At 62.3% G+C, this 21,643-nt stretch carries 28 protein-coding genes and 1 pseudogene; 9 read left to right on the forward strand and 20 right to left on the reverse strand.

The window, feature by feature from the left end; translation table 11 throughout:
- Positions 1-135: 135 nt before the first annotated feature.
- The 6 genes and pseudogenes from YUO_RS0131195 to YUO_RS0131220 all read right to left on the reverse strand — a co-directional run.
- The gene (locus YUO_RS0131195; RefSeq protein WP_028350748.1) at positions 136-1,089 is read right to left on the reverse strand and encodes a ribose-phosphate pyrophosphokinase; all 954 of its coding nucleotides are present in this window, start codon (positions 1,087-1,089) and stop codon (positions 136-138) included.
- A 172-nt stretch (positions 1,090-1,261) separates the two neighbouring features.
- On the reverse strand, positions 1,262-1,882 hold the full coding sequence (locus tag YUO_RS0131200; RefSeq protein ID WP_028350749.1) for a hypothetical protein: 621 nt from the start codon (positions 1,880-1,882) through the stop codon (positions 1,262-1,264).
- Between the two features lie 245 nt (positions 1,883-2,127).
- Positions 2,128-2,895 carry a peptidoglycan editing factor PgeF gene (gene pgeF, locus YUO_RS0131205; RefSeq protein WP_028350750.1) on the reverse strand — a complete coding sequence of 256 codons (768 nt, stop codon included), beginning with the start codon at positions 2,893-2,895 and terminating at the stop codon, positions 2,128-2,130.
- The gene (locus tag YUO_RS0131210; protein ID WP_028350751.1) at positions 2,892-4,013 is read right to left on the reverse strand and encodes a class I SAM-dependent methyltransferase; all 1,122 of its coding nucleotides are present in this window, start codon (positions 4,011-4,013) and stop codon (positions 2,892-2,894) included. Before YUO_RS0131210 ends, pgeF begins: the two co-directional genes overlap by 4 nt.
- 8 nt (positions 4,014-4,021) lie before the next feature.
- Positions 4,022-4,882 carry a prolipoprotein diacylglyceryl transferase gene (gene lgt / locus YUO_RS0131215; protein ID WP_028350752.1) on the reverse strand — a complete coding sequence of 287 codons (861 nt, stop codon included), beginning with the start codon at positions 4,880-4,882 and terminating at the stop codon, positions 4,022-4,024.
- A gap of 11 nt (positions 4,883-4,893) precedes the next feature.
- Positions 4,894-5,049: pseudogene (locus YUO_RS0131220) on the reverse strand (dienelactone hydrolase family protein); the annotation flags it as partial.
- 226 nt (positions 5,050-5,275) lie between these two features.
- Here YUO_RS0131220 and YUO_RS0131225 point away from each other — a divergent pair.
- The 4 genes from YUO_RS0131225 to ychF all read left to right on the forward strand — a co-directional run bounded on the left by YUO_RS0131225 (position 5,276) and on the right by ychF (position 8,255).
- Complete coding sequence (locus YUO_RS0131225; protein WP_028350754.1) at positions 5,276-5,566, forward strand: accessory factor UbiK family protein; 291 nt, start codon at positions 5,276-5,278, stop codon at positions 5,564-5,566.
- A 199-nt stretch (positions 5,567-5,765) separates the two neighbouring features.
- Positions 5,766-6,491 (forward strand): 50S ribosomal protein L25/general stress protein Ctc, encoded by a 726-nt coding sequence (locus YUO_RS0131230; RefSeq protein ID WP_028350755.1) that lies wholly within the window; start codon positions 5,766-5,768, stop codon positions 6,489-6,491.
- A 21-nt stretch (positions 6,492-6,512) separates the two neighbouring features.
- Positions 6,513-7,118 (forward strand): aminoacyl-tRNA hydrolase, encoded by a 606-nt coding sequence (pth, locus tag YUO_RS0131235; RefSeq protein ID WP_028350756.1) that lies wholly within the window; start codon positions 6,513-6,515, stop codon positions 7,116-7,118.
- Between the two features lie 39 nt (positions 7,119-7,157).
- Entirely contained in the window at positions 7,158-8,255 is a 1,098-nt protein-coding gene (ychF, locus tag YUO_RS0131240; RefSeq protein ID WP_028350757.1) for a redox-regulated ATPase YchF, read from the forward strand.
- A 133-nt stretch (positions 8,256-8,388) separates the two neighbouring features.
- On the opposite strand, the gene YUO_RS0131245 is transcribed toward ychF, so the two are convergent.
- Positions 8,389-8,682, reverse strand: coding sequence for a DUF4282 domain-containing protein (locus YUO_RS0131245; RefSeq protein ID WP_028350758.1), 294 nt, complete (start codon positions 8,680-8,682; stop codon positions 8,389-8,391).
- Between the two features lie 205 nt (positions 8,683-8,887).
- Here YUO_RS0131245 and YUO_RS0131250 point away from each other — a divergent pair, with 205 nt between their 5' ends.
- The 3 genes from YUO_RS0131250 to YUO_RS47345 all read left to right on the forward strand — a co-directional run bounded on the left by YUO_RS0131250 (position 8,888) and on the right by YUO_RS47345 (position 10,230).
- The gene (locus tag YUO_RS0131250) at positions 8,888-9,349 is read left to right on the forward strand and encodes a MaoC family dehydratase (RefSeq protein ID WP_028350759.1); all 462 of its coding nucleotides are present in this window, start codon (positions 8,888-8,890) and stop codon (positions 9,347-9,349) included.
- Positions 9,350-9,351: 2 nt separating this feature from the next.
- Positions 9,352-9,840 carry a MaoC family dehydratase gene (locus YUO_RS0131255; protein WP_028350760.1) on the forward strand — a complete coding sequence of 163 codons (489 nt, stop codon included), beginning with the start codon at positions 9,352-9,354 and terminating at the stop codon, positions 9,838-9,840.
- Positions 9,841-10,086: 246 nt separating this feature from the next.
- Positions 10,087-10,230 carry a hypothetical protein gene (locus YUO_RS47345; protein WP_028350761.1) on the forward strand — a complete coding sequence of 48 codons (144 nt, stop codon included), beginning with the start codon at positions 10,087-10,089 and terminating at the stop codon, positions 10,228-10,230.
- 39 nt (positions 10,231-10,269) lie between these two features.
- On the opposite strand, the gene YUO_RS46685 is transcribed toward YUO_RS47345, so the two are convergent.
- The 6 genes from YUO_RS46685 to YUO_RS0131290 form a co-directional block, all read right to left on the reverse strand.
- Entirely contained in the window at positions 10,270-10,407 is a 138-nt protein-coding gene (locus tag YUO_RS46685; protein ID WP_156908851.1) for a hypothetical protein, read from the reverse strand.
- A 156-nt stretch (positions 10,408-10,563) separates the two neighbouring features.
- The gene (locus YUO_RS0131270; protein WP_028350762.1) at positions 10,564-10,980 is read right to left on the reverse strand and encodes a hypothetical protein; all 417 of its coding nucleotides are present in this window, start codon (positions 10,978-10,980) and stop codon (positions 10,564-10,566) included.
- Positions 10,981-11,163: 183 nt separating this feature from the next.
- On the reverse strand, positions 11,164-12,066 hold the full coding sequence (locus YUO_RS0131275; RefSeq protein WP_235782896.1) for a hypothetical protein: 903 nt from the start codon (positions 12,064-12,066) through the stop codon (positions 11,164-11,166).
- Between the two features lie 120 nt (positions 12,067-12,186).
- A complete protein-coding gene (locus YUO_RS0131280; protein WP_028350764.1) occupies positions 12,187-12,621 on the reverse strand; it encodes a nuclear transport factor 2 family protein in 435 nt (144 codons plus the stop codon).
- A 219-nt stretch (positions 12,622-12,840) separates the two neighbouring features.
- Positions 12,841-13,290 (reverse strand): nuclear transport factor 2 family protein, encoded by a 450-nt coding sequence (locus YUO_RS0131285; protein WP_028350765.1) that lies wholly within the window; start codon positions 13,288-13,290, stop codon positions 12,841-12,843.
- 233 nt (positions 13,291-13,523) lie between these two features.
- Complete coding sequence (locus tag YUO_RS0131290) at positions 13,524-14,126, reverse strand: TetR/AcrR family transcriptional regulator (protein WP_028350766.1); 603 nt, start codon at positions 14,124-14,126, stop codon at positions 13,524-13,526.
- A gap of 90 nt (positions 14,127-14,216) precedes the next feature.
- Between YUO_RS0131290 and YUO_RS0131295 the strand changes: the two genes are divergently transcribed.
- Positions 14,217-15,008 (forward strand): crotonase/enoyl-CoA hydratase family protein, encoded by a 792-nt coding sequence (locus YUO_RS0131295; protein WP_028350767.1) that lies wholly within the window; start codon positions 14,217-14,219, stop codon positions 15,006-15,008.
- 39 nt (positions 15,009-15,047) lie between these two features.
- On the opposite strand, the gene YUO_RS47350 is transcribed toward YUO_RS0131295, so the two are convergent.
- The gene (locus YUO_RS47350) at positions 15,048-15,224 is read right to left on the reverse strand and encodes a hypothetical protein (protein WP_197427264.1); all 177 of its coding nucleotides are present in this window, start codon (positions 15,222-15,224) and stop codon (positions 15,048-15,050) included.
- Positions 15,225-15,493: 269 nt separating this feature from the next.
- On the opposite strand from YUO_RS47350, the gene YUO_RS0131305 reads away from it, so the two are divergent.
- Positions 15,494-16,342 (forward strand): hypothetical protein, encoded by an 849-nt coding sequence (locus YUO_RS0131305; RefSeq protein WP_028350768.1) that lies wholly within the window; start codon positions 15,494-15,496, stop codon positions 16,340-16,342.
- A 42-nt stretch (positions 16,343-16,384) separates the two neighbouring features.
- On the opposite strand, the gene YUO_RS0131310 is transcribed toward YUO_RS0131305, so the two are convergent.
- From YUO_RS0131310 to YUO_RS0131335, 6 genes are all read right to left on the reverse strand, one after another.
- Positions 16,385-17,077 (reverse strand): glutathione S-transferase family protein, encoded by a 693-nt coding sequence (locus tag YUO_RS0131310; protein WP_028350769.1) that lies wholly within the window; start codon positions 17,075-17,077, stop codon positions 16,385-16,387.
- A 260-nt stretch (positions 17,078-17,337) separates the two neighbouring features.
- Positions 17,338-18,882, reverse strand: coding sequence for a peroxidase family protein (locus YUO_RS0131315; protein WP_028350770.1), 1,545 nt, complete (start codon positions 18,880-18,882; stop codon positions 17,338-17,340).
- A gap of 187 nt (positions 18,883-19,069) precedes the next feature.
- Positions 19,070-19,348, reverse strand: coding sequence for a hypothetical protein (locus YUO_RS0131320; protein ID WP_028350771.1), 279 nt, complete (start codon positions 19,346-19,348; stop codon positions 19,070-19,072).
- A 200-nt stretch (positions 19,349-19,548) separates the two neighbouring features.
- Complete coding sequence (locus YUO_RS0131325; RefSeq protein WP_028350772.1) at positions 19,549-20,256, reverse strand: glutathione binding-like protein; 708 nt, start codon at positions 20,254-20,256, stop codon at positions 19,549-19,551.
- A 134-nt stretch (positions 20,257-20,390) separates the two neighbouring features.
- A complete protein-coding gene (locus YUO_RS0131330) occupies positions 20,391-20,639 on the reverse strand; it encodes a hypothetical protein (RefSeq protein ID WP_028350773.1) in 249 nt (82 codons plus the stop codon).
- A 13-nt stretch (positions 20,640-20,652) separates the two neighbouring features.
- Positions 20,653-21,414 carry a sulfite exporter TauE/SafE family protein gene (locus YUO_RS0131335; protein ID WP_028350774.1) on the reverse strand — a complete coding sequence of 254 codons (762 nt, stop codon included), beginning with the start codon at positions 21,412-21,414 and terminating at the stop codon, positions 20,653-20,655.
- Positions 21,415-21,643 lie beyond the last annotated feature (229 nt).

Below are 21,643 nucleotides of genomic sequence, written 5' to 3' on the forward strand. Positions count from 1 at the left end.
GAAGCCGTAGGGTGGGCAAAGCCAACGGGTCGCGCGAATGCGCGCCCGATGACAGGCTCCGCGTGCCCACCATTCAGGTTCACGTTCGAGGAGACATGGTGGGCACGCTGCGCTTTGCCCACCCTACGAAGTCTTCTAGTCGAACAGGCTCGATACCGATTCTTCCGAGGCGGTGCGGCTGATCGCCTCCGCGATCAGAGGCGCGATCGACAGCGTGCGGATATTGGCGGCCTTGTTGACCGCTTCCGTCGGCAGGATCGAGTCGGTGATCACGAGCTCTTTCAATTTCGACGAGGCGATGCGGGCGGCAGCGCCGCCGGAGAGCACGCCGTGGCTGATATAGGCGTAGACTTCCTTGGCGCCGTTGGCGATCAGGGCGTCGGCCGCGTTCACCAGGGTGCCGCCGGAATCGACGATGTCGTCGATCAGGATGCAGGTGTAGCCGGCGCAGTCGCCGATCACGTTCATGACCTCGGATTCACCGGCGCGCTCGCGCCGCTTGTCGATGATGGCGAGCGGGGTGTTGATGCGCTTGGCAAGCCCGCGCGCGCGAACCACGCCGCCGACGTCGGGCGACACCACCATGAGGTTGCTAAGATCAAAGCGCTCCTTGATGTCGCGCACCATAACCGGCGAGGCGAAGAGGTTGTCGGTCGGGATGTCGAAGAAGCCCTGGATCTGGCCGGCGTGCAGGTCGAGTGTCATGACCCGGTCGATGCCGGCCTGGGTGATCATGTTGGCGACCAGCTTGGCCGAGATCGGCGCGCGCGAGCCGACCTTGCGGTCCTGCCTAGCATAGCCGAAATACGGGATCACCGCCGTGATGCGGCGCGCGGACGACCGGCGCAGCGCATCGGTGATGATCAACAGTTCCATCAGATGGTCGTTGGCCGGATACGAGGTCGACTGGATGATGAACGCGTCGGAGCCGCGGACGTTTTCCTGAATTTCGACGAAGATTTCCATGTCCGCAAACCGGCGGACCGTCGCCTTGGTCAGCGGCAGGTGCAGCCAGTTCGCGATTTCCTGGGCCAGCGCGGGGTTGGAATTGCCGGCGACCAGTTTGATCGAGCCGTTCTTGGCCGCCATCAACGCTTCTCCTCGCGCCTTGCTGGATACGACGTTCAGCATATCGAGAAAGTCCTCGGGAACCGGCGCTTTTTACGAGCGAGGAGATATCAGGCGGGTGGCTCGGCTGGCAACCCATTGATGTCGTTTTCCCGGTCAAAAATCGGCCGATACCGGACTTTAACAGGGCTGTTTATTGGGCGCTGAAGCTGAGCGCCGTGACGCCGGCCGCATCCTGGGCGGGTACTGTTTCTTCCGCACTCGCGACCGCGGGACCGCGGGGCTCCGGGGCCGGCGCAGGCGCTGCATCCGGGCTTCCGTTGACCATGCCGGACAGACCGCTGAGGCCGGCCTGCGCGATTTTCCGCAACACGAGGTCGTCGGCCGCCGCCCAGGCGTCGCGGCCAGCCTTGCCGGCGGGCTCTTCGCCGGAAAGCCGCAGCGCACGCTGCTGGTTGTTGTCGTAGACGTCCCAGACCCAGGCTATCACGGTCTTGCCGCGAACCACCTGTGCCGAGAGATAGCTGCGCACGCGGTAGGATGCCCCGCCCTCGCGTGAGACGATCGACAGGTTTCGGAGCTTCGATTCGCTGTCGAGCACGCTGACCATCCGGTCGAACACCTGCGGCGGCGGACCGTCGATCGATTCGAACGCCAAGGTGGGACCGCCGCCTGCGCTCGGTGCCATCGCATACGAGCCGCTGGCCGCGCCGCCGCCGGCACAGCCACCGAGCGCGCAAGAAACGACAAGCAGCGCCGCGGCAATCATGGCGCGCGGGGTTTGCAGGCACGAAGCAATCAAGGTGTTCCTCATTGCTCCCTGCGATATCGTTAAAATGTGTTAAGGTCTAGGGCAGTGCGTGGATAAGCTCGCCAAAAAGATTGCGTCCGGCTTGTCCCGTCTCTCCTTCTTGTTGCCAGAATTCGTCAACTCCGCAGGATCATCCATGCGAGCCCTTGTCCTCGATCGCGAATTTACCTTCGCGCAATTGCCGGCGGCGCTCACCTCCTGGAAGCCGGCCGGGCGCGGGGCAAGGTGGTGCTGCGGGTGAAGTAGAATTACTCGCTCGCCAGCGCGATCGCGTGCACGTGGCGGCCGTAGTCCGGCTCCTTCCGGTGCACTGAGCGGCGATAGCTGTAGAAGCGCTCGTCGGAATAGGTGTCGACGCCGAGGTCGTCGATCATCAGGATGCCGGCATTCTCCAGCCGCATGCGGATGAATCCGGGAAGATCAAACATCGAATGACCCGCACGCACTGACGGGATGAAGAACACGCCATTCTCCGCATCGGCATCCATGAAGCGCTCGACGAGTTCACTGCCGACTTCATAGGAGTGCTGGCGGATCAACGGGCCGATGGCGGCAACGATACGAGTGCGGTCGGCGCCGAGTTTTTCCATTGCGTCGATGGTGGATTCCAAAACACCCGTCAGCGCGCCTTTCCAACCGGCATGCGCGGCACCGATCACGCGCGCGGCGGGGTCAGCGAAGAGGATCGGCCCGCAATCCGCCGTGGTGACGCCGATCGCGATGCCTTCGGTGCGGGTGACGAGCGCGTCGGCGCGCGGCTTGTCGCCCTGCCATGGTCCGGTCGCGACCACGGCGTCGGGCGAATGGATTTGGTGCACGCTGAGCAAGTGCTCGGGCGTAACCCCCATCTGCTCGGCCATCCGGCGGCGATTTTCCGCCACATTGGCCGGATCGTCATTGGAGCCGAGGCCGCCATTGAGGCCTTCGTAAATTCCACCTGATACTCCGCCTTCGCGGGTGAAGAACGCGTGGCGCAGCCCTGGAATGGCTGCGAGCAGCGACGATCCGAACATCATGCTTTTTCGTCTCCCGGCGGTTCGTCGCTGAGGCCTGCGACCGAGGTGAGATTTGGTTCGGTCACCGCAAGCACCTTGAACATCGATCCCATGCCGCCGCGGCCAGAGTCGGTCAGGCGCTTGAGCGCGGCGGAAATGTCGGCGGAAACTTCCGGCGTGGTTTTTGCCATCAGCGTGGCGGCCCGGGTCTCGATGCCGAGCCGCTTGAGGAATTCGCCCTGCGTCACCGGGCCATGAACGCGCGCGCCGACGTCTTCCGCCGCGCGCGCCAGCGCCTGGAAATCGACATGGGCGGTGACGTCGGCCTGTCCGGGATTTTTCAGGGGATCGGCAAAACTGTGCCGGGCGATCGCCTGGAAGGTATCGCCGGCGTCGCTGCGCAGATGGCCGTAATCGATGATCAGCGCCGCGCCGTCCTGGTCGCGCACCCGCGCCGCGATCTTCATCATCTCGCTATCCGGCCGCCACTCGAACACGGCGCCGATCGGGGCCGCGCGCACCAGCGGCGGCAGCAGCACCTCGAAGCGCGGGATCGGGTCATCCGCGGCGGCGAATACCAGCTTGCCATTGGCGTCGAGCTCGACGACGCGCTCGTGCCAGCCGGTTTCGCGCTTGACCACCTGATGGATCGGCAGCACGTCGAAATATTCGTTGGCGAGGATGACCGCGGGGCCCTCCGGCACGTCATCGATATTGTCATGCCAGGTGATGTTGCGCGCGCCGGATAGCGTTGCCTGCTGCTTCTCGCGCAGCACCGGATTGATCTCGACGAGATGGATCTGGATCGATTGATCGAGTGGCGGCAGCACCCGGACCGCGCGGAGCGCGTCCGCCATCATGGTGCCGCGGCCGGGGCCGAGCTCGACCAGCCGCAGCATCGGCGGCGAGCCGATCGCCTTCCAGACCGAGGCCGTCCATAGCCCGAGCAGTTCGCCGAACATCTGGCTGACCTCGGGCGCAGTGGTGAAATCGCCCTCACGGCCCAATGGATCGCGCGACACGTAATAGCCGTGCTCGGGATGCATCAGGCACAGTTCCATGTACCGCCAGACCGGCATTGGGCCTGACGATCTGATCAGCTTGTGGATCTCCGTCTGTAACGGCGAAAATTCGGTCACGGCCTGCCTTAAATCGACTTCTCTATGTGCTGCGGCGTCTCGCGGCGCCATGCCGTCATGATCAGGACGGCTCCGGCAATGATCATCGGTACCGACAGCAGCATACCCATGGTCAGCCAAGATCCGAGCTGGGGGTCCCACAAAAATCCGAGCTGGGGATCGGGCTCGCGGAAGAATTCGCTGGCAATGCGCGCAAGACCGTAAATCGCGATAAAGCTGCCGAGGATCAGGCCGGGCCGCTTCAGCGCGCCCATCCGGATCATCACCGCCAGTACCGCGAACAGCAGGAAACCCTCAAGCGCCGCTTCGTAGAGCTGGCTTGGATGGCGGAAAAGTTGAAGCGGGTCATCGGGAAAGACCATTCTCCAGGGCACGCTGGCATCCGCCTCACGCCCCCACAACTCCCCCTTGATGAAATTGGCAAGCCGCCCGAGGAATATTCCGATCGGAGCGACGGCGGTCGTGATGTCGCCGAGCGACAGGATGGAGATCTTGTTCTTGAGCGCAAACAGCATCACCGCGGCGACGCAGCCGAGAAAGCCGCCATGGAAGGACATGCCGCCTTCCCAGAGTTTGAGAATGGCGGCTGGATTCTGGATGAAGAAGGCCGGGTTGTAGAACAGCACATAGCCAGTGCGGCCGCCGACGATGATGCCGATCGTAACCCAGAGAATAAAGTCGTCGAGCTGCACGGGTGCGATCGGCGCCGGCCCGCCCCACAATTTCTCTTTCCTGATCAGCGCGCGCGCATAGATCCATCCGAGCACGATGCCGCAGATATAAGCCAGCGCATACCATCGGATCGCGAACGGTCCGATCGAGATGGCGACCGGATCGATTTCCGGAAAGGCGATGGTGAGGAAGGGCATCGTCGGGAGGTCTACTGCGCGAGGTTGCGGCGATAGAGCGCCAGCAGACGCTCCCAGTGCCGCTCGGCAGCGTCGCGGTGATAGACCGGCCGCTTCGGGAAAGCGAAGCCGTGATGGGTGCCGGGATAGATCTCGACCTCGTTCTTCGTGCCTTCCATTGCCTGCTTGTCGATGATCTTGGTCGCAATATCGATCTGCTGGTCGATCATGGGCGTTGCTTTTTGTGTTGTGATTCCGGTGTCGGGCTGGCTGTTCGATACGATTGCAAGGAAACGGCAGCATGACAAGGCGAGCGGCCGTCACGTTGGCGTTGAACCGCGCTCTTGAACGTTTCCCTTGGGATTGCCATTGTCTTGTCGTGACGATCAATTTGCAGCGACCGGAGCGTTTCAGATGACCCAGACCAGCAATCGGTTTTTCGACGAGATCGGCCGTTTGATGAATGACGCCGCCGGCGCCGCCCAGGGCGTCAAGCGCGAGGTCGATACGGTCATGCGCAGCCAGGCCGAGCGCATTTTGCGCGATCTTGATGTCGTCAAGCGCGAGGAGTTCGACGTGGTCAAGGATATGGCCCGCCTGGCGCGCGAGGAGAACGAGGCACTGAAGAACCGGATTGCTGTTCTGGAAGCCAAACTCGGCATTGCGCCGGCCACGCCAGATGCCGGCAGCATGGCGGACGGGTAGGGTTATTACCCTCCCCCTCCAGGGCCCTCCAGGGGAGGGTGCAAACCCAAGAAAAATCCCTTCATTTCCTTGTCATTTCGCCCCTTTGGGGCTAAAAGCCCGCCACGTCCGCAGCCCCCGCACCCCTGGAGGCTTGCTGTGGGACGCCGACGGGCCGCGATGCGGCCTTTAACTTTTTAGAAAACAAGGACTTAACACGATGGCGACCGTCAAGGAATTGAAGGCGACCGCGCGTCCGCAGAGCGGCAAGGGGGCCGCCCGGGCAGAGCGTCGCGCCGGGAGAGTGCCCGGAGTGATCTACGGCAACAACCAGCCCCCCGTGACCATCTCGGTCGACGACAAGGAACTGCGCCAGCGCATCCTGGCCGGCCGCTTCCTGACCACGCTGTTCGACATCGACCTCGAAGGTAAGAAACACCGTGTGATTCCGCGCGACTTCCACCTCGATCCGGTGAAGGACTTCCCGCTCCATGTCGACTTCCTGCGTCTCGGCGAAGGCGCAACCATCCGCGTCAGCGTGCCCCTGCATGTCGTGAACGGCGAAACTTCGCCCGGCGTCAAGCGCGGCGGCACCATCAACGTCGTCACCCACACCATCGAGCTCGAATGCTCGGTCGACAACATCCCGCAGTATATCGAGGCCGATGCCGGCGCGCTGGAAATCAGCTATTCGCTGCATCTGTCCGACATCAAGCTCCCGACGGGCGTGAAGTCGCTGTCGCGCGAAGACGCGACGCTCGTGACCATCGTGCCGCCGTCCGGCTATGCCGAAGAACAGAAGGCTGCCGCGGCTGCTGCGGCTGCCGGCACGGCTGCTCCGGCGGCGGGTGCTGCGGCTCCGGCTGCTGCTGCCGCACCTGCGGCGGGTGCTGCGGCCCCGGCGGCTGGCGCGAAAGCGCCGGCTGGTGGCGACAAGAAGAAGTAAGCAGCGGCAGGATGCCGCGTCATGCGCCTGTTTGTTGGCCTAGGTAACCCCGGTTCGAAATACGCGAACAACCGGCACAACATCGGGTTCATGGCCGTCGATGAAATTGCGCGGCGTCACGGTTTCGCACCGTGGCGCCGCCGTTTTCAGGGCGAGACATCCGAAGGCACGCTGGATCGCGAGAAGGTCGTTCTGCTTCGGCCGACCACCTACATGAACGAGTCCGGGCGCGCGGTTCAGGAAGCCGCGAACTTTTTCAAGCTCGGCGCCTCCGACATCACCGTGTTTCAGGACGAGCTCGAACTGCCGCCCGCGAAAGTCCGCGTCAAGGTCGGCGGCGGTATCGCCGGCCACAACGGGCTGCGTTCGATCACCTCGCATATCGGCAACGAATACCGCCGGGTGCGGCTCGGGATCGGCCATCCCGGTATCAAGGAGCTGGTGCACGGCCACGTGCTCTCGGATTTCGCCAAGAGCGACCGCGCCTGGGTGGAAGCCCTGTGCGCGGCGGTGGCCGAGAATGCGGGCTTGCTGGCGGCAGGGCACGACTCCTCGTTCCAGAACAAGGTGCATCTGGCGCTGCAGGCCAAGGGAATTTTCGACAAGGGTGATGATGGCGCGCCGTGACGCGTCGTCGACCGACAGCAACGAACTTCAGGACAAGTTATGGGATTCAAATGCGGTATCGTTGGCCTGCCCAATGTCGGCAAGTCGACGCTGTTCAACGCGCTGACCGAGACGGCAGCGGCGCAGGCGGCGAATTATCCGTTCTGCACCATCGAGCCGAATGTCGGCGAAGTCGCCGTGCCTGATCCCAGGCTCGACAAGCTGTCGGCGATCGCAGGCTCTGCGCAGATCATCCCAACGCGGCTGACCTTCGTCGATATCGCAGGGCTGGTGCGCGGCGCTTCGAAGGGCGAAGGCCTCGGCAACCAGTTTCTTGCTACCATCCGCGAGGTCGACGCCGTCGCCCATGTGGTGCGGTGTTTTGAGGATTCCGACATCACCCATGTCGAAGGCAAGATCGCGCCGTTGGCCGACATCGAGACCATCGAAACCGAACTGATGCTCGCCGACCTCGACAGCCTGGAGAAGCGGGTCGACAATCTGACGAAAAAGGCCAAGGGCAACGACAAGGACGCCAAGGAAGCGCTCGACCTCGTTAACCGCGCCCTGGTGCTGCTGCGCGAGGGCAAACCGGCTCGGGCACTGGAGCGCAAGCCGGAGGAAGAGCGCGCCTTCGGCATGCTCGGCCTCTTGACGTCGAAGCCGGTGCTCTATGTCTGCAACGTCGAGGAAGGCTCGGCCAAGGACGGCAACAGCTTCTCAAAACAGGTGTTCGAGCACGCCAGGAAGGAAGGCGCGGTCGCGGTGGTGATCTCGGCCAAGATCGAATCCGAGATCGCGACCCTGTCACGTGAGGAGCGCGCCGATTTCCTCGAGACGCTTGGGCTGGAAGAGGCCGGCCTCGACCGCCTGATCCGCGCCGGCTACCAGTTGCTCGACCTCATCACCTATTTCACCGTTGGCCCGAAGGAAGCCCGCGCCTGGACCATCCATCGCGGCACCAAGGCGCCGGCGGCAGCCGGCGTGATCCATACCGATTTCGAAAAGGGCTTTATCCGGGCCGAGACCATCGCCTATGCCGATTACGTCGCGCTGAACGGCGAAGCCGGCGCCCGCGACGCCGGCAAGCTCCGCCTGGAAGGCAAGGAATATGTCGTCGCCGACGGCGACGTGATGCATTTCAGGTTTAATACGTGAGATATTGCGTGCCGCGGATGCGGACCCAGTAGGGTGGGCAAAGCGCAGCGTGCCCACCATGTCCCTCGCGATCCGGGAAAGATGGTGGGCACGGCGCAAGAGCGCCTTTGCCCACCCTACGATTCTCGCGCAACTACCGCATGCCGCCCTGATCCCGGATCGCGCCGAGATGCTCGTTGATGCGGAAGACGATCAGGATGAATTCCGCGGCGATGCGCGAAAACACCACGCCGACCACGACGCCGGCGATCGAGGACAACAGCAGGATGAATCCGCCAAACGGGCTGACCGCCATCGCGGCAAGCGCCGAAAAAATTCCGGATAGGCCGAACAGCACGATCAAGCCGATGACCAGCCAGTAGAAAGTCTTGATAATCGTGGGCGTGATGAAGCGGTCCCACTGAAATAGATCCTGAAAATCGAACATCGATGGCTCTCCGGCGGGTCAAGAAACCTGGTCCCAGACCGCACAGGGCTAGCCCCGAAAATTGCTTCGGGCAAGTCAGCGCGAGCGCCGAGAGCGGTACTCGCCGCCGGCGAACGAGCCATGCGGGTGGGCGGGTTGAGATTGCCGCAAATAACGGCCACAATCGGGCTTCCCCACCACAATCCTCAATCCAAATCGTCAATCGATGACAACGCTGACCTTCGAAGACTTCACGCCCGGCCATTTCGGCACGTTCGGACCGCGCCACGTCACGCGCGAGGAGATTTTGGCGTTTGCCGCCGAATACGACCCGCAGCCGATGCATCTGGACGAAGCTGCCGCCAACGCGTCGATGCTGAAGGGGCTGTCCGGTTCGGGCTGGCATCTCAGCTCGCTGGTGATGCGGATGCTGTTCGACGGGTTTATCGGCCGCACCGCCTCCCTCGGCTCGCCCGGTGTCAACGAAATGCGCTGGCTGTCGCCGCTGCGCCCGGGCGATGACCTGACGCTGGATGTCAGCGTCGCGGAGGCGAGGATTTCGAAAAGCCGGCCCGAGACCGGCGTCGTGACCCTCAAGAGTACGATCCGCAACGCGGCCGGGGTCGTGCTGTGCGAGATGGAGTCCCCGATGATCGTGCGCCGACGCCTTGAAGCAGGAGCGGAGTAGCGATGCGGTTTTTCGAGGACATTGAGATCGGCGCGCGGCGCGAGTTTGGCTCGTTCACCTTCACGGCCGACGACATCAAGCGGTTTGCCGCGCAGTTCGATCCGCAGCGCTTTCACCTCGATGAGGAAGAGGGGCGCAAATCGCTGTTCGGGGGGCTGGCCGCATCGGGCTGGCACGTTGCGGCGGTGTGCATGAAGCTCTTGGTCGCCGACGGCAAGCGATTGACGGCCGAGGCCGCCGCACGCGGTGAGAAGGTCGCGGTGTGGGGGCCGTCGCCGGGTTTTCGCGAACTGCGCTGGGTCAGGCCAGTGTTGGCGGGCGATACCGTCAGCTTTTCCAACCAGGTCGAAACCAAGCGGACCTCGGAGAAGCGTCCCGAATGGGGCATCCTGCAGGCCCGCAATACCGGCACCAACCAGCGCGACGAAGTCGTGTTCTCGTTCCTCGCCACCGCGTTCGTGCCGCGACGGAGTGGGATTTCCGGAGCTTAATCGTAGCCCGGATGAGCGCAGCGATATCCGGGACCGGTGCCCGTGTGAATCCCGGATATCGCTGCGCTCATCCGGGCTACATGTCCCTTCGGGGCAACTACGCGCGCCCATCCGGCGAAACATGGTTAGCCAATTGTTTCGTTAGTGCTTCGTAATCCACGACTCCACGAAACCGCTTTTTTGCTAACGCATTTTGAACTTTCTGCCTGCCAAATGCGTCTCAGGGGAAGTACCGAGGGGATGAAAATGGCAGATCGCAACGGCCTAAAATTCGTCGGCTTTGTCTTCGCAACCGTCACGATGGCGGTGATGCTCACCGCCACGATGGTGGTGAAATCCTATGCCGATGGCGTTTACACGATCGAGGACACCGCGTTCGTCCGCCAGTAGTTGCGGATCGAGCAAGCATGGGCCGAATCTCAAAAAGATTCAGCGGCTCCAGATCAACGTCATTGCCACGACCGCAAGCGTCAGCAGTCCGACAAAGCGGATCACGAGCGTGCCCATGCTATGCGACGATTGCCGCAACGGCATTGAATCCATGTTGTCTGGCTGAACGTTTTGCATCGCCGGTGTGTCCCCAAAAAGGTGCCTGCCGCCAAGTGACGACATCCGTCGTTGGACGCGACCGTGCTTATAAAGTTCAGATCGAACACAGCCAAATAAAACCGCCGCGCTCCCGGACGGAACGCGGCGGAGTGTTAGATTTTTGCAACGATCAGATTAGGCGTTGCGCAGGCCGTCAGCGGCGCGCTTCCACTGCGTGACGTTGTCGGCGATCATGCGCGTCGACTTCATCGCCGCCTGGCTGAGCTGCGCATAGCCCGAAATCTCGCGCTGGACGCGCTGCCCTTCGGCATGGAGCAAGTCGCGGAGGCTTTCGAGTTCGGAAATCAGCTTCTCGATTTCCGCCAGCGACGTGCCGGCGACGCGCTGGATCAGCGAATTGACGTTGTTGACGGTCGCTTCGGCATTGGCGTCGATCGGCATGGTGTCTGGGGCCACCGCGGGCCGACGCAGATAGGCGATATCGTTGCGAACGAAATCGCGGATGCCGGCCTCGACTTCGGATACGGCGGCGAGATCGCTGTCGGCTTCCGTGGTGGAATCAACTTGTTCGGAACGATTGGTGGCGTTCATCGGCTATTCCTCTGTTTCGCTTTCAGGCGAGCGCGGACGTCCCCCGCACGACGAAGTGGAGCGGGGCCCATCTGTCCCGCCGATTTTGTCCGCATCTTGGCCAATCTGCGGCAATGATGGTTCATTCTCTGGGGTGGTGCCCTCGAGATCGGAAAGCGCGTCAAATTGGGACGATTTCGGCCCTCACCAGCTACGCCTGAAGCCCGCGCTGAGGCTCTTGTTGGCGGCGCCCGACGGCGTTTCGCCGATCGAGCCCGAGATGGTGACGCCGTCGAACAGCTTTTGCTCGGCGCCGACCTTGCGCAGCCACTTGTCGTCGGATGTCGATAGCGTCTGGCCGGCGATCAAGCTGGTGCCGGTGTCGGCAATGCTGAGCTTTGCCGACTGGTCGGTCTCGTAGCTGCTGGCCGGATGGCCGACGATGCCGGGCACCGGCACGATGCCTTGCTGGATCAGGTTGTAGTCGTTCTTCAGGGTCAGCGAATATTGCTCGCTGATCGGCAGCGATTTGCTCAAGGAAGTGCCGAGCTTACTCTGCTCGGATCCGGGATCGACCCGGGCCTCGACCGCGGTCGTGTCCCAAATCGAGCCAACGCCTGGTGCGGTAATCGCAGCCCACGCGGTGCCGGACGATTGCGGCAGGCTGCCGCCATTGGCAAGTTTCTCCGAGAGCAGTTCGGACGTCGTCACCGTGCCTTGCCGCGCGACCGTCATGTCGGCGCCGATCCGCGCATCCCAGAACGGCGAGATGGATTGCTTGACCGATACTGCGGAGGTGCCGTTCGGTCTTTCGTTGGCGGACCATGAGGCATCCGCGCTGGCAGCGCCTTTCGACGAATTGCCTCCCTTCGGCGCCTGAAAGCTCAGGGTCGATGCATCGACGTTGAGCTGGCTCCAGTCGAGCTTTTCGACGTCGATGTCCTTCATGATGTCGGCATCGTTGACGCTGGGAGCGGCCTCGGCTTCTTCAGCCTCCTGCATCTCCGCCTCGTCGCCGGTCGGCGGCGTTTGTGCCGCCACAGCCAATATCGAAGCCAAACTTACGCCGGCCACCAGCATTGGCAGCCGCGCCCAGCCAAATCGCATTTTCGGAATCATTGCCCGCCCGCATTCCAGTCGCGCCAAGAATGCGTTCGCTCTGTTGCGAAATTATGGCGGGTGGTCGAATGCCGTCATTGCGCTCCTCGCAATGACGGCATCTGTGAGTTACACCGCCATCCGCGGCAGATGAATGGGGTAGCCCACGGTCTGCTCGACCAGATCGAAGGTGTCGACCAGCACGCGCAAGCTGGTCAGGCGGCCGGCCCTGAACTGGGCGAAATGGGCGATGCGCAGGCTGATCGGCTTGTTCGAATCCAGCGCGGTCAGCGAATAGCGCATCATCGAGGCGGCGGTATCCACTCCAAGCATGATCGATTCGCGGTCGAAGCGGTGGACGCGGAAATTGTCCGCGATCTGCCTGATCACCTCCATCACGGCCGCCTTGCCGCGGCGCTGGCCGAAGAACGGATACATATCGATCGGTCCATAGATCGCCCAGTCGACCTCCTCGTCGAGCAGGGTTTCGAGATCGGCAGGCTGGCGTTCATTGATCGCACGATGCAACGCGCGCGAAAAACGCCAGAGACTATGCTCTGTCATTTTGATTTGGTCCTAAAAACTGGATTTCAAAAACGGCAGTCACGCCCAATCGGGCGTCTTCATCGACGCCGGGGCCGAAATGCCGGACTTTCACTGTTGCAGCGAGAAATAAAGCAGTTTCGCCAGAACACAATTGTCGTTTTTGCAATGCACAAATGCGACTGTTTTGGTCGCATTATCGGTCGTGGCGGCGCGCCGGCTGGCGCGGTGGATGATGCGCTAAATCAGCTCCGGCTTTCTACCGGTCAGGATCGCGGCGAGGTCGCGTTCGAGCAGTTGCTGGACCAGATCGAACGTGTCGATGATTTCCCTGATCTGGCTGATCTTGCCGTGGCGCAGCGTGTAGAAGCCGGCGATGTCGAACTGCACCATGCGCTGATTGCTGCTCTTGCGGAAGAACACGCGGATGAACGCGGCCGCCTTGTCGCCCTCGACGACCAGGATCGGCACCTCGCAGCGCAGTTCGGAATAGCGGGCGCGGACGGCGTTCCACATCTCGCGCATTTCGGCCTTGCCGCGGCGATGGCCCATATGCGGCAGGATATCGATCGGGGCGTTGGCAAGGGATTCGATGTCGTCGGTGCAGCGCGCCAGCGCGCCTTCGACGTCGCCGGAATACAGGATGTTGAGGAAATCCAGTACGCGCTGACGATGAGATTCCTCGGTCATTCGTCCACCCCGTCTGGGTTCGATCCGGCTCTGCGGCCCAACCCAACGGAAGGGCGGAGGGATCAATCAGCAAAAGCAACCTTCAGTATGTGACGTGGTGGTTTCCAAAAGGTTCACTGCCGCCCGCGTTGCGACGACACAGAACACGCTGGGGCCTGTTGCAGGGTGATGACCCGCAGAGCGGGCGTCTCGCGCGTTCGCGCGACCAGTGGGCTTCTCGCAACAACGGAACGCTACCGTCCCGCCCGCACTCGCCGGCTCGCCCGCACCGGAAGCGCCGCCTCGATCAGCGCATGCGCCGCCTCCGTCTCCATATAGGACGGATCGCGATGCAACAGCACGACGGCGAACGAGCCGTCGAGCAGCAGCAGGATTTGCCGCGCGAGCCGGAGGGGTTCGACTATGCCCTCCTCCGCAAATGTCGCGCGCAGCCATTCCTCGAACTTTTTCTTGTGCGCGGCGCCTATCTTGATCGCGGGATGTCCGGGCAAATTGGCGAGCTCGGCCGCAGTGCGCAGGAATCCGCATCCGTTCCACTTCGGATGCCGCGCTGAGCGTGCGAGATGGCGAAAGATCGCTTCGACCTTGGCAGGCAGGCTGCCCTGGGCTTCCGAAAACCATTTTCGGAACAACGCGAGATTGGGCTGATCGCGGCCGGCGAGATACGCTGCCACCAGATCGTCCTTGCTTTTGAAGTGATAATAGAGCGTGCGCTTGGTAACGCCGGCCTTGGCCGCTACTGCGTCGACGCTGACGGCCCGGATGCCATTATTGTAGAACAGCGCGTTCGCCGCCGAGATGATGCGTTCGCGCGTCGGGATACCGGGTCGTGCCATGACCGTCATGTATACCAACCAGTGAATATACACAACGCGGACCGTCTTCTACGATGCATGCAACACATTAACGCTTGCGGAGATTTGGAGATGTCCGAGCCCATTCTGATCGAAATCAAGGAGGGGATCGCGCTGATCACGCTCAACCGCCCCGACAGGCTCAATGCGCTGAACTTTGAGCTGATCGACCGCCTGATGGCGGTGCTGGATGCAATCGAGACTGACGCCAGCGTGCGCGCCATGATCCTGACCGGGGCAGGGGAGCGCGCCTTTTCCGCCGGCGCCGATATCCATGAGTTCTCAGGCAGCGTTCGCCAAGGCGCAAACATCGCCATCCGCGACTTTGTCCGGCGCGGTCAGACCATGACCGCGCGGCTCGAAGCGTTCAGGAAACCGGTGATCGCCGCGGTCAACGGGCTGGCGTTCGGCGGCGGCTGCGAGATTACCGAAGCCGTGCATCTCGCCGTTGCCAGCGAACGCGCGAGATTCGCTAAGCCGGAAATCAATCTCGGCATGCCGCCGACCTTCGGCGGAACGCAACGGCTACCGCGGCTTGCCGGACGCAAGCGCGCGCTTGAACTGTTGCTGACGGGCGATCCTTTCCTGCCGCAGCAGGCGCTGGAGATCGGCCTCGTCAATAGGGTCGTGCCGCATGGCGAATTGCTGTCCGCGGCACGGGAGCTCGCAAACCGTATCATCCCGCATTCGCCGCTTGCTGTCGGCGGCATCATCACCGCTGTCACCCGCGGACTGAACATGGCCATCGCCGAAGGGCTGCAGGTCGAGAGCGAGCAATTCGCCGCGCTGGTGCCGAGCCACGATCTCGGCGAAGGCATCAATGCGTGGATCGAACACCGGCCGCCGCTCTATCGCGGCTGTTGACGCAAGGCCAGGATCCTGCTGCCGCTCCTGTCCGGCCGGTTAAGCGGCGTCTTTGGTTGCGATCACCGCCCGGATATCGTCGGCCAGTTCGCGGTAATGCAAGCCGAGGCGCAGGTATAGCTCGCGCTTCGCCCCATCCGACGTCAACTTGCCGATCAAATCGCATTCGGCAGCGAGAGTCTCGAACCGCTCCAATTTGGCTTCAAGGTCGGTCATGACGCGTCTCCCCTAACGGCCACCAAGGGGATCAGCTTACGCCTTCATTTTACGTCACGGCTAACATCGTTATCGGATAGAACTAATTTTACAGCCTCGGCGACTGCGCGGACGCTCCGGCTCACGACTGATTGGCCGACGCTTTGAGTGCACCCGCGGACGGAGACGTTGGGCCACGCTTTCTGGTGGCGCGAGCAGACATTGGCCACCGGAAGAAACGCCGATGTGCTATTATGCCGCCAACGTCGCACAAATGACGCGGTGTTCAGATGATCACAATCCCGGAACTGGTGGCGCAAGCCTTGGGGTCGTTTCTGGCCTCGGATACCAGGAGCAGGTTTGGCTCCTCCCAAGCCCGGCTGGCTGAACTTCTCCCCTATGCAGCCAGGCTCACATTGGAATGCATCGGCAACAGCGACGCCCTCTATCACAACATCGAACACACCATGCTCGTGACCCTTGCCGGGCACGACATCCTGATGGGCCGGGCGATGCTGCGGCCAACGACGCCAGACGATTATGCCAATTTCATCCTGGCGTGCCTCACCCACGACATCGGATACGTGCGCGGAATCGTCCAGGGAGATGACGGGGATTCCTATGTCGCGGATCTCAGCGGCCGTACCGTTCGCCTGGCGCGAGGTTCATCCGATGCCGCCCTGGGCGCCTACCATGTGGACCGCTCGAAGCTGTTCGTGTTCGAGCGGCTCGACACAACCGAAGAAGTCGATGCGAGCCGGATCGCCAGGGCAATCGAGTATACGCGATTTCCCTATGTTGATTCATCGTCAAACGACGAGCTGATCGAGGAAGAGGGCCTGTTGCTGCGCGCGGCCGACCTCATCGGGCAGCTCGGCGACCCCAACTACTTGAAGAAAGCGAATGCCCTGTTCTACGAATTTGAAGAAGTCGGCATGAACAAAACGCTCGGCTACCAGACGCCGGCAGACGTCGTTTACAAATATCCGCAGTTCTATTGGAACAACGTCGCGCCGCAGATCCAGACGGCAATCCGCTATCTCAATGTCACGTCGAGTGGACGGCAATGGATCGCAAACCTGCACAGCAACGTTTTTCGGGCCGAGCGCGAAATGAACCTGTCCGGCCCGCAGCCGTGACAATGGCGTGCTCGCTCCACGTGGATCGAGCGCTCTTGTGCGCTAGAGGTGATAGCTCGGCGAATTCCGCGCCAGCCCATCGAACGCGTCGAGCAGCCGCTCGCGCCAGGCATAGACCGGATCCTCTTCCATCAGCAGCTTGAACGGGCTGACCACCCGCGCCCACTGGAACGCGCCGAACACGATATAGTCCGCATAGTTCGCTGCCGTGCCGCCGAGGTACGGCTGCGTCCGCAATGTCAGCCGCAGCGGATCGAGGCTTTTGCGAAAACCTTCGACCGCCGTGTCGCGGCTAGCCATGATTTCTTCCAGCGGCTTGCCGAAACGCGCCTCGCGCGTCTTGCGGAAATAGGCCGCGTCCTCCGGCTTCAGGTTGAGCGGGATGTCGGCAATGATGAGCGGAAACATGCCGCCGATCACCCCGTCGCCCCACCAGTTCAGCATCCGCGCCATGGCGCGGCCGCCCTCGCCGCCGAACAGCGACGGCCGGTCCGGATATTTGTCTTCGAGATAGTTGGCGATGGTCCAGGAATCGACGACCGCGCTGTCGCCGTCGAGCAGCACCGGTACCTTCTCCGAGCCATGCGGCGCGATCGCGCTTTTCTCAGTGAAGCACCAGGGAATCGTCTCCGCCGACAGCCCCTTATGCGCCAGCGCCATCCGCGTTCGCCAGCAGAATGGGCTGAACGGACGGGATGGATCGGTGCCGACGAGTTCGTAGAGTTTGAGGGACATGGCGTCTGATCCTGCTTGGGCTCAGTCGTCAGACTAGCCGGCGGTGCGAGGAGCGCAAGCGACGACTTGTCCGCCGTAGCTCGAGAGCGAAGGCGGAAGCAATCCCTCCCACCGTCGTCCTCTCTCACCGTCGTTCGCGAGGACGACGAGGCAGCCTGCCAAATTGCGTCAAGTCCAGCCAGGGCTATGGGATGCAAACGTGGTCAACGTCGCCGCGACTGCGCAGCCGTTACGCCGCGCAATCGCCGGCGCCAAAACGTCTAGACCGTCGAGATGCCGTCGATCGGGCTGATGTCGCCGACGAACCGCAGCAGGTCCGCCATGGTGAATTCGCCCTGTGTCTTGGACGGCAGCGTCGGCTTCCAGTTCTTGCCCTTCAGCCACAGATACGATTGACGGTCACCGTGGACGAGGCCGACGAACACTTCGGCCACGATCGTCGCGCCGACCGGTCCGAGCTTTTCGCCGCCGCCGCGCTGCTCGGCCTCCTTGAGGATGTAGTACCAGAGCGGTGTGTGCTCGTGCAGGCCGTGCTTCTTTGCCGCGGCGCCGTCCGTGCCACGCGCAATCTCGGCCGGGGTGAGCGGATTCTTGATCTTCATCGCCTTGGCGACATCCTGTCCCGACGGCAGCCCCAGCATGACGCCGCGCTTGAGATTGCGGAACGGCAGGCTACCGCCACCGCCCGGCAGCTCGTGCAACTGCGGTATCAGGAACGGATCGATCTTTCGCGACGGATTGAGCCGCACATTGGGAGGATTGGCCGCCAGCACCTCGTGATAGCGGCGCCAGTCGATGATCCAGTTGCTCGAGAGCACCGGTATAGGCAGCGGCGGCTGTATCGGATCAGGCGCGAGATCGCCGATGATTCCGCCCGACAGGCCGGTGAACTTGAACAGCAGATCGAGCGTAGCGGGAATGCCGCCGCCCGGCGTGAACTTGCGGTTGTGGCTGTAGACCTCGCGCACCATGCTGTGTCCGAAGCGGTACGCCGCCGCGGAAAACTCGACCGGCATGTAGGGCGTCTTCTTGAAGCGATAGAAGCGGCGGCCCTGATCGAGGATCTTGGCGACGATGCCCTTCTCGGTGATGCGCTCCACGAAATCATGCAGCACCATCCATTGATAGTGCCAGGTCACCGTCTGGCGCGCTTGCGTGAATATCTCGCCGGCCGGCACCCCGGACGCGGCGAGATGGTCGCAGACCTTGTTGTGAAACTTCAGCATCGCCAGGTGCGTCTGGGCAACCACGAGATTCTCGTCATTGCGATGGTCGCCGATCAATGCGAAGCCTTCCGGGTTACGCGGCAGGTCGTTGCGCGGCGTGATGGTTACATCGTCAACGCTGATGGTCTTGCCGAGCAGCAGTTTCGGACCGGGAGACTTGCCGTCGGCATCGCCGGGATTGCGCGCGTAAAGCTGCCGGCTGCCGTCCGGGCCGAGACCGTAGACGCTGTCGAGATCGAGTGCCGGCGTACGGAAGTTTTCGACCGCCGTCGGGTCTGCTTCCTTGTCGCCGAACGAGGTGAGATCGAGCGTGATGTCGTGATCGACAAATTGGCCGAGATAGGTGAAGCCCGCCGGAATCTTGGTGTTGTTGCCGGCGGCATCACCGGGGTTGGGATCCTTCATCGCGTCGGCAAGCTCCTGCAGCGGCGCGTCGTCGACGGCGAGCGGTTCGAGATTCGGAAACATCCGCCCGAACATTCCGGGATCGTCATGTCCGGAAAGCGAGTCGAGAAACTGTCGGGTCGGTTGGCGGCCAGCCTTGCCATGGCCGGGCTGGACATTCACTTGAGTTGCCATCACTTCCTCCAATCAAAAATGTTGGGAGAAGAGGGGTACCGGTGTGTCGCGATGTCAGGTCAGTAAAGGTTCAGGTAAATTAGCTCGATACCCCTCGAGAGGGTTCAGTCAGCAAAACCCATCCCCAGATTGCGGCCAATCAGAGCGTGGGTGCCAGCGGTTTATTTTTCGATTTGTGTGAGCAGCTTCACTGACTGGAAGCGATGTCGAACTCTCTGCGCAGCTCCGCGTCGGTGTAAAAACACACGCCGCCATCGAGATCGCGCACCAGCCACTCCTGCAGATACACGATCTGCGTCCCGCTTTGCCGTTCATGTCGAAGCTCGAGGTGACCATCCTCGCTTCGCTGCAGTGAGCAACTGGATTGTACCCAGCTCGGCCATTCGTGCAGCGGCTGTCCGGTGAACTGCCAGGCGATCAACGCCACGTTGGTTGGGCGTGGCTTCAGCTTCAGTGTGGTGTCCACAATCGTCTCCGAAACAATGAGTCCTGCGGTTTGACAACGCCCGGGACCGGCAAAAGTTGGGCGTTCGCGCGGCGATTCTCGCCATGATTCGGCGATATTGCCTATGCGTCCCGGGGATGGATATCCGGGGATACGCGTGAATCCCCAGCCTATCACGCCGGAAAGGCGGACCAGGCAAGCCAAGCCCCGGCGATGCTGCGTTACCGCACCACTGCCGCGGTCTGGCCGAACAGGATTCGGCGCTCCTCCTCGGTGCGGTTGACGGGCTGGCCAAAGTTCGGATTGACCTCTTTCGCCTTGGCATAGGCGCGCTCGGTCGCGGGGCGGGCGCGGATGGTCTCCAGCCAGCGCTTCAGATGCGGGAAGTCGTCAATGTTCTGGCTCTGGTTCTTGTAAGGCACGATCCAGGGATAGCTCGCCATGTCGGCGATCGAATAGTCGCCCGCGATGAACTCGCGATCGGTCAGACGCTTGTTGAGCACGCCGTAGAGCCGGTTGGTCTCGTTCACGTAGCGGTCGATCGCGTATTTGATCTTGTCCTGGGCGTAGTTGGAGAAGTGATGGTTCTGCCCGGCCATCGGCCCGAGATTGCCCATCTGCCAGAACGTCCACTGGATCGCGTCATAGCGGCCGTAGAGATCGGACGGCAGAAACTTTCCGGTCTTCTCGGCGAGATACAGCAGCATCGCGCCGGACTCGAAGATCGAAATCGGTTTTCCTCCGCCCTTGGGTTCATGATCGACCATCGCGGGGATGCGATTATTCGGCGCGATCGCCAGAAACTCCGGCTTGAACTGGTCGCCTTTGCCGATGTTGACCGGAAATATTTTGTACTTCAGCCCGGTCTCTTCGAGGAACATCGTGATCTTGTGGCCGTTCGGCGTGGTCCAGTAGTGAAGGTCGATCATGGGGCGATCCTGCTGGTTGAAATCCGTGCATCGCAAGAAAGATGCGGATGCATGAATTTGATCGGACCGATGTCCCAAGTCAATGCGGGCTAAGGGCGTCGCGCGGAAATGTGATGACGGCTGGCGCCGCGAGACTAGCGTTGCGGCGCGCCGATGCGGCCGTGCTCGCGCAGCAGCTTTTCGCCCGATGCGGTGACGGTCACCATCAGTCCGGTTCCGGCGATGGTTTCGCGCGTGACGTAGCCGCGATCGGAAGCGTCTTCCCAGATCGTCAGGCGCGGACAGGAGGTTCGCCAGGTCGCGACCACTTCTGCGTAATTCCGCGGCTCGCGGGCGACCCATTCGACGAAGTCGAGCACCAGTGGATCTGCAGCATCCGACATCAGCCATCTCCCTTCAGAAGGAAGCAACCGAGCCGTGAACCAGCAACAGCCAGCTTCCGTAGAGAATGTAATAGCCGGCCACCGTCGTAATCAGCCGGTTCGCCCAGGTGCGAAACTGCGCGTCGCTCATCGCCTCAAGAATCCGCCGCGCCAGTGTGGTGCCGAGCATCGAGGCCGCGATCGCAACTGCAGCCAGCACGGGATCGAGCGTCGCCGCCTGGTCGATGATGCCGCCGAAATAGATCAGTTTTGTGAGATGGCTGACGACCTGGCAGGTTGCCTTGGTGGCGACCACCTCGCGGCGGCCAAAATTGCCGCCGAGAAAGAACGTGTCCATTAAGGGACCGGAGACGCCGGTCATCAGCATCAGGCCCATGCAGATGAAGCCGTAGAACGAGCCCTGCCAGATGCTGTCCGGATTCGGCTTGAGGTTCTTCGGCATCAGCCGCGCCATGAACGGTGTGGCCCCGAGCAACAGCAAGGCAATCGGCTTGTCCGGCACGTAGCGGGTGAGCGACCAGAGGCCGAGCGCCAGCGCGCAGCCGATCAGATAGACGAACACCGGCCGCCAGCGGATATGCGCCCGCCACAGAAATGCGCGCCAGCCATTGGAGGCCATCTGCGTGATCGCGTGCAGCACCATGGCGGTGGGCAGCGGCATCAGCATCAACAGCACGCCGATCAGGATCATCCCGCCGGCCATGCCGAACAGGCCGGACAGGAAGGCCGTCGCGACCATCAGGGCACCGAGGGCTGCAATCATCAGCGGGGTCACGCGGAATCTCCTGCATCAGCAAGGCTCGGTTTGAAACGCGCGGCGCGCTGCCTCTGCTCCCTCGCCCCGCCCTTCGCGGGGAGAGGGTCGGGGTGAGGGGCTGCCTCCGCAAACTCGCTCACAATCGGGCTCGCGGAAGCAGCCCCTCACCCGGCGCTTCGCGCCGACCTCTCCCCGCGAAGAGCGGGGCGAGGTTGAAGCCGGCCGCACCGATTCAACCCAACGCTAC

The organism is Bradyrhizobium murdochi, assembly GCF_000472965.1.
In the GTDB taxonomy this organism is placed as follows: Bacteria; Pseudomonadota; Alphaproteobacteria; order Rhizobiales; family Xanthobacteraceae; genus Bradyrhizobium; species Bradyrhizobium murdochi.

What these genes read in the sequence shown, in the direction of transcription:
- YUO_RS0131285 (WP_028350765.1), bottom strand. Translation starts at nt 13,290, where the DNA reads ATGACCGAGGAATCTCATCGTCAGCGCGTACTGGATTTCCTCAACATC.
- YUO_RS0131225 (WP_028350754.1), top strand. Translation starts at nt 5,276, where the DNA reads ATGACCCAGACCAGCAATCGGTTTTTCGACGAGATCGGCCGTTTGATG.
- YUO_RS47345 (WP_028350761.1), top strand. Translation starts at nt 10,087, where the DNA reads ATGGCAGATCGCAACGGCCTAAAATTCGTCGGCTTTGTCTTCGCAACC.
- YUO_RS0131310 (WP_028350769.1), bottom strand. Translation starts at nt 17,077, where the DNA reads ATGTCCCTCAAACTCTACGAACTCGTCGGCACCGATCCATCCCGTCCG.
- YUO_RS46685 (WP_156908851.1), bottom strand. Translation starts at nt 10,407, where the DNA reads ATGCAAAACGTTCAGCCAGACAACATGGATTCAATGCCGTTGCGGCAA.
- YUO_RS0131200 (WP_028350749.1), bottom strand. Translation starts at nt 1,882, where the DNA reads ATGAGGAACACCTTGATTGCTTCGTGCCTGCAAACCCCGCGCGCCATG.
- YUO_RS0131275 (WP_235782896.1), bottom strand. Translation starts at nt 12,066, where the DNA reads ATGCGATTTGGCTGGGCGCGGCTGCCAATGCTGGTGGCCGGCGTAAGT.
- YUO_RS47350 (WP_197427264.1), bottom strand. Translation starts at nt 15,224, where the DNA reads ATGACCGACCTTGAAGCCAAATTGGAGCGGTTCGAGACTCTCGCTGCC.
- YUO_RS0131245 (WP_028350758.1), bottom strand. Translation starts at nt 8,682, where the DNA reads ATGTTCGATTTTCAGGATCTATTTCAGTGGGACCGCTTCATCACGCCC.
- YUO_RS0131305 (WP_028350768.1), top strand. Translation starts at nt 15,494, where the DNA reads ATGATCACAATCCCGGAACTGGTGGCGCAAGCCTTGGGGTCGTTTCTG.
- YUO_RS0131280 (WP_028350764.1), bottom strand. Translation starts at nt 12,621, where the DNA reads ATGACAGAGCATAGTCTCTGGCGTTTTTCGCGCGCGTTGCATCGTGCG.
- YUO_RS0131195 (WP_028350748.1), bottom strand. Translation starts at nt 1,089, where the DNA reads ATGGCGGCCAAGAACGGCTCGATCAAACTGGTCGCCGGCAATTCCAAC.
- ychF (WP_028350757.1), top strand. Translation starts at nt 7,158, where the DNA reads ATGGGATTCAAATGCGGTATCGTTGGCCTGCCCAATGTCGGCAAGTCG.
- YUO_RS0131255 (WP_028350760.1), top strand. Translation starts at nt 9,352, where the DNA reads ATGCGGTTTTTCGAGGACATTGAGATCGGCGCGCGGCGCGAGTTTGGC.
- lgt (WP_028350752.1), bottom strand. Translation starts at nt 4,882, where the DNA reads ATGCCCTTCCTCACCATCGCCTTTCCGGAAATCGATCCGGTCGCCATC.
- YUO_RS0131290 (WP_028350766.1), bottom strand. Translation starts at nt 14,126, where the DNA reads ATGGCACGACCCGGTATCCCGACGCGCGAACGCATCATCTCGGCGGCG.
- YUO_RS0131315 (WP_028350770.1), bottom strand. Translation starts at nt 18,882, where the DNA reads ATGGCAACTCAAGTGAATGTCCAGCCCGGCCATGGCAAGGCTGGCCGC.
- YUO_RS0131295 (WP_028350767.1), top strand. Translation starts at nt 14,217, where the DNA reads ATGTCCGAGCCCATTCTGATCGAAATCAAGGAGGGGATCGCGCTGATC.
- YUO_RS0131330 (WP_028350773.1), bottom strand. Translation starts at nt 20,639, where the DNA reads ATGTCGGATGCTGCAGATCCACTGGTGCTCGACTTCGTCGAATGGGTC.
- pgeF (WP_028350750.1), bottom strand. Translation starts at nt 2,895, where the DNA reads ATGATGTTCGGATCGTCGCTGCTCGCAGCCATTCCAGGGCTGCGCCAC.
- YUO_RS0131325 (WP_028350772.1), bottom strand. Translation starts at nt 20,256, where the DNA reads ATGATCGACCTTCACTACTGGACCACGCCGAACGGCCACAAGATCACG.
- YUO_RS0131250 (WP_028350759.1), top strand. Translation starts at nt 8,888, where the DNA reads ATGACAACGCTGACCTTCGAAGACTTCACGCCCGGCCATTTCGGCACG.
- YUO_RS0131230 (WP_028350755.1), top strand. Translation starts at nt 5,766, where the DNA reads ATGGCGACCGTCAAGGAATTGAAGGCGACCGCGCGTCCGCAGAGCGGC.
- YUO_RS0131270 (WP_028350762.1), bottom strand. Translation starts at nt 10,980, where the DNA reads ATGAACGCCACCAATCGTTCCGAACAAGTTGATTCCACCACGGAAGCC.
- pth (WP_028350756.1), top strand. Translation starts at nt 6,513, where the DNA reads ATGCGCCTGTTTGTTGGCCTAGGTAACCCCGGTTCGAAATACGCGAAC.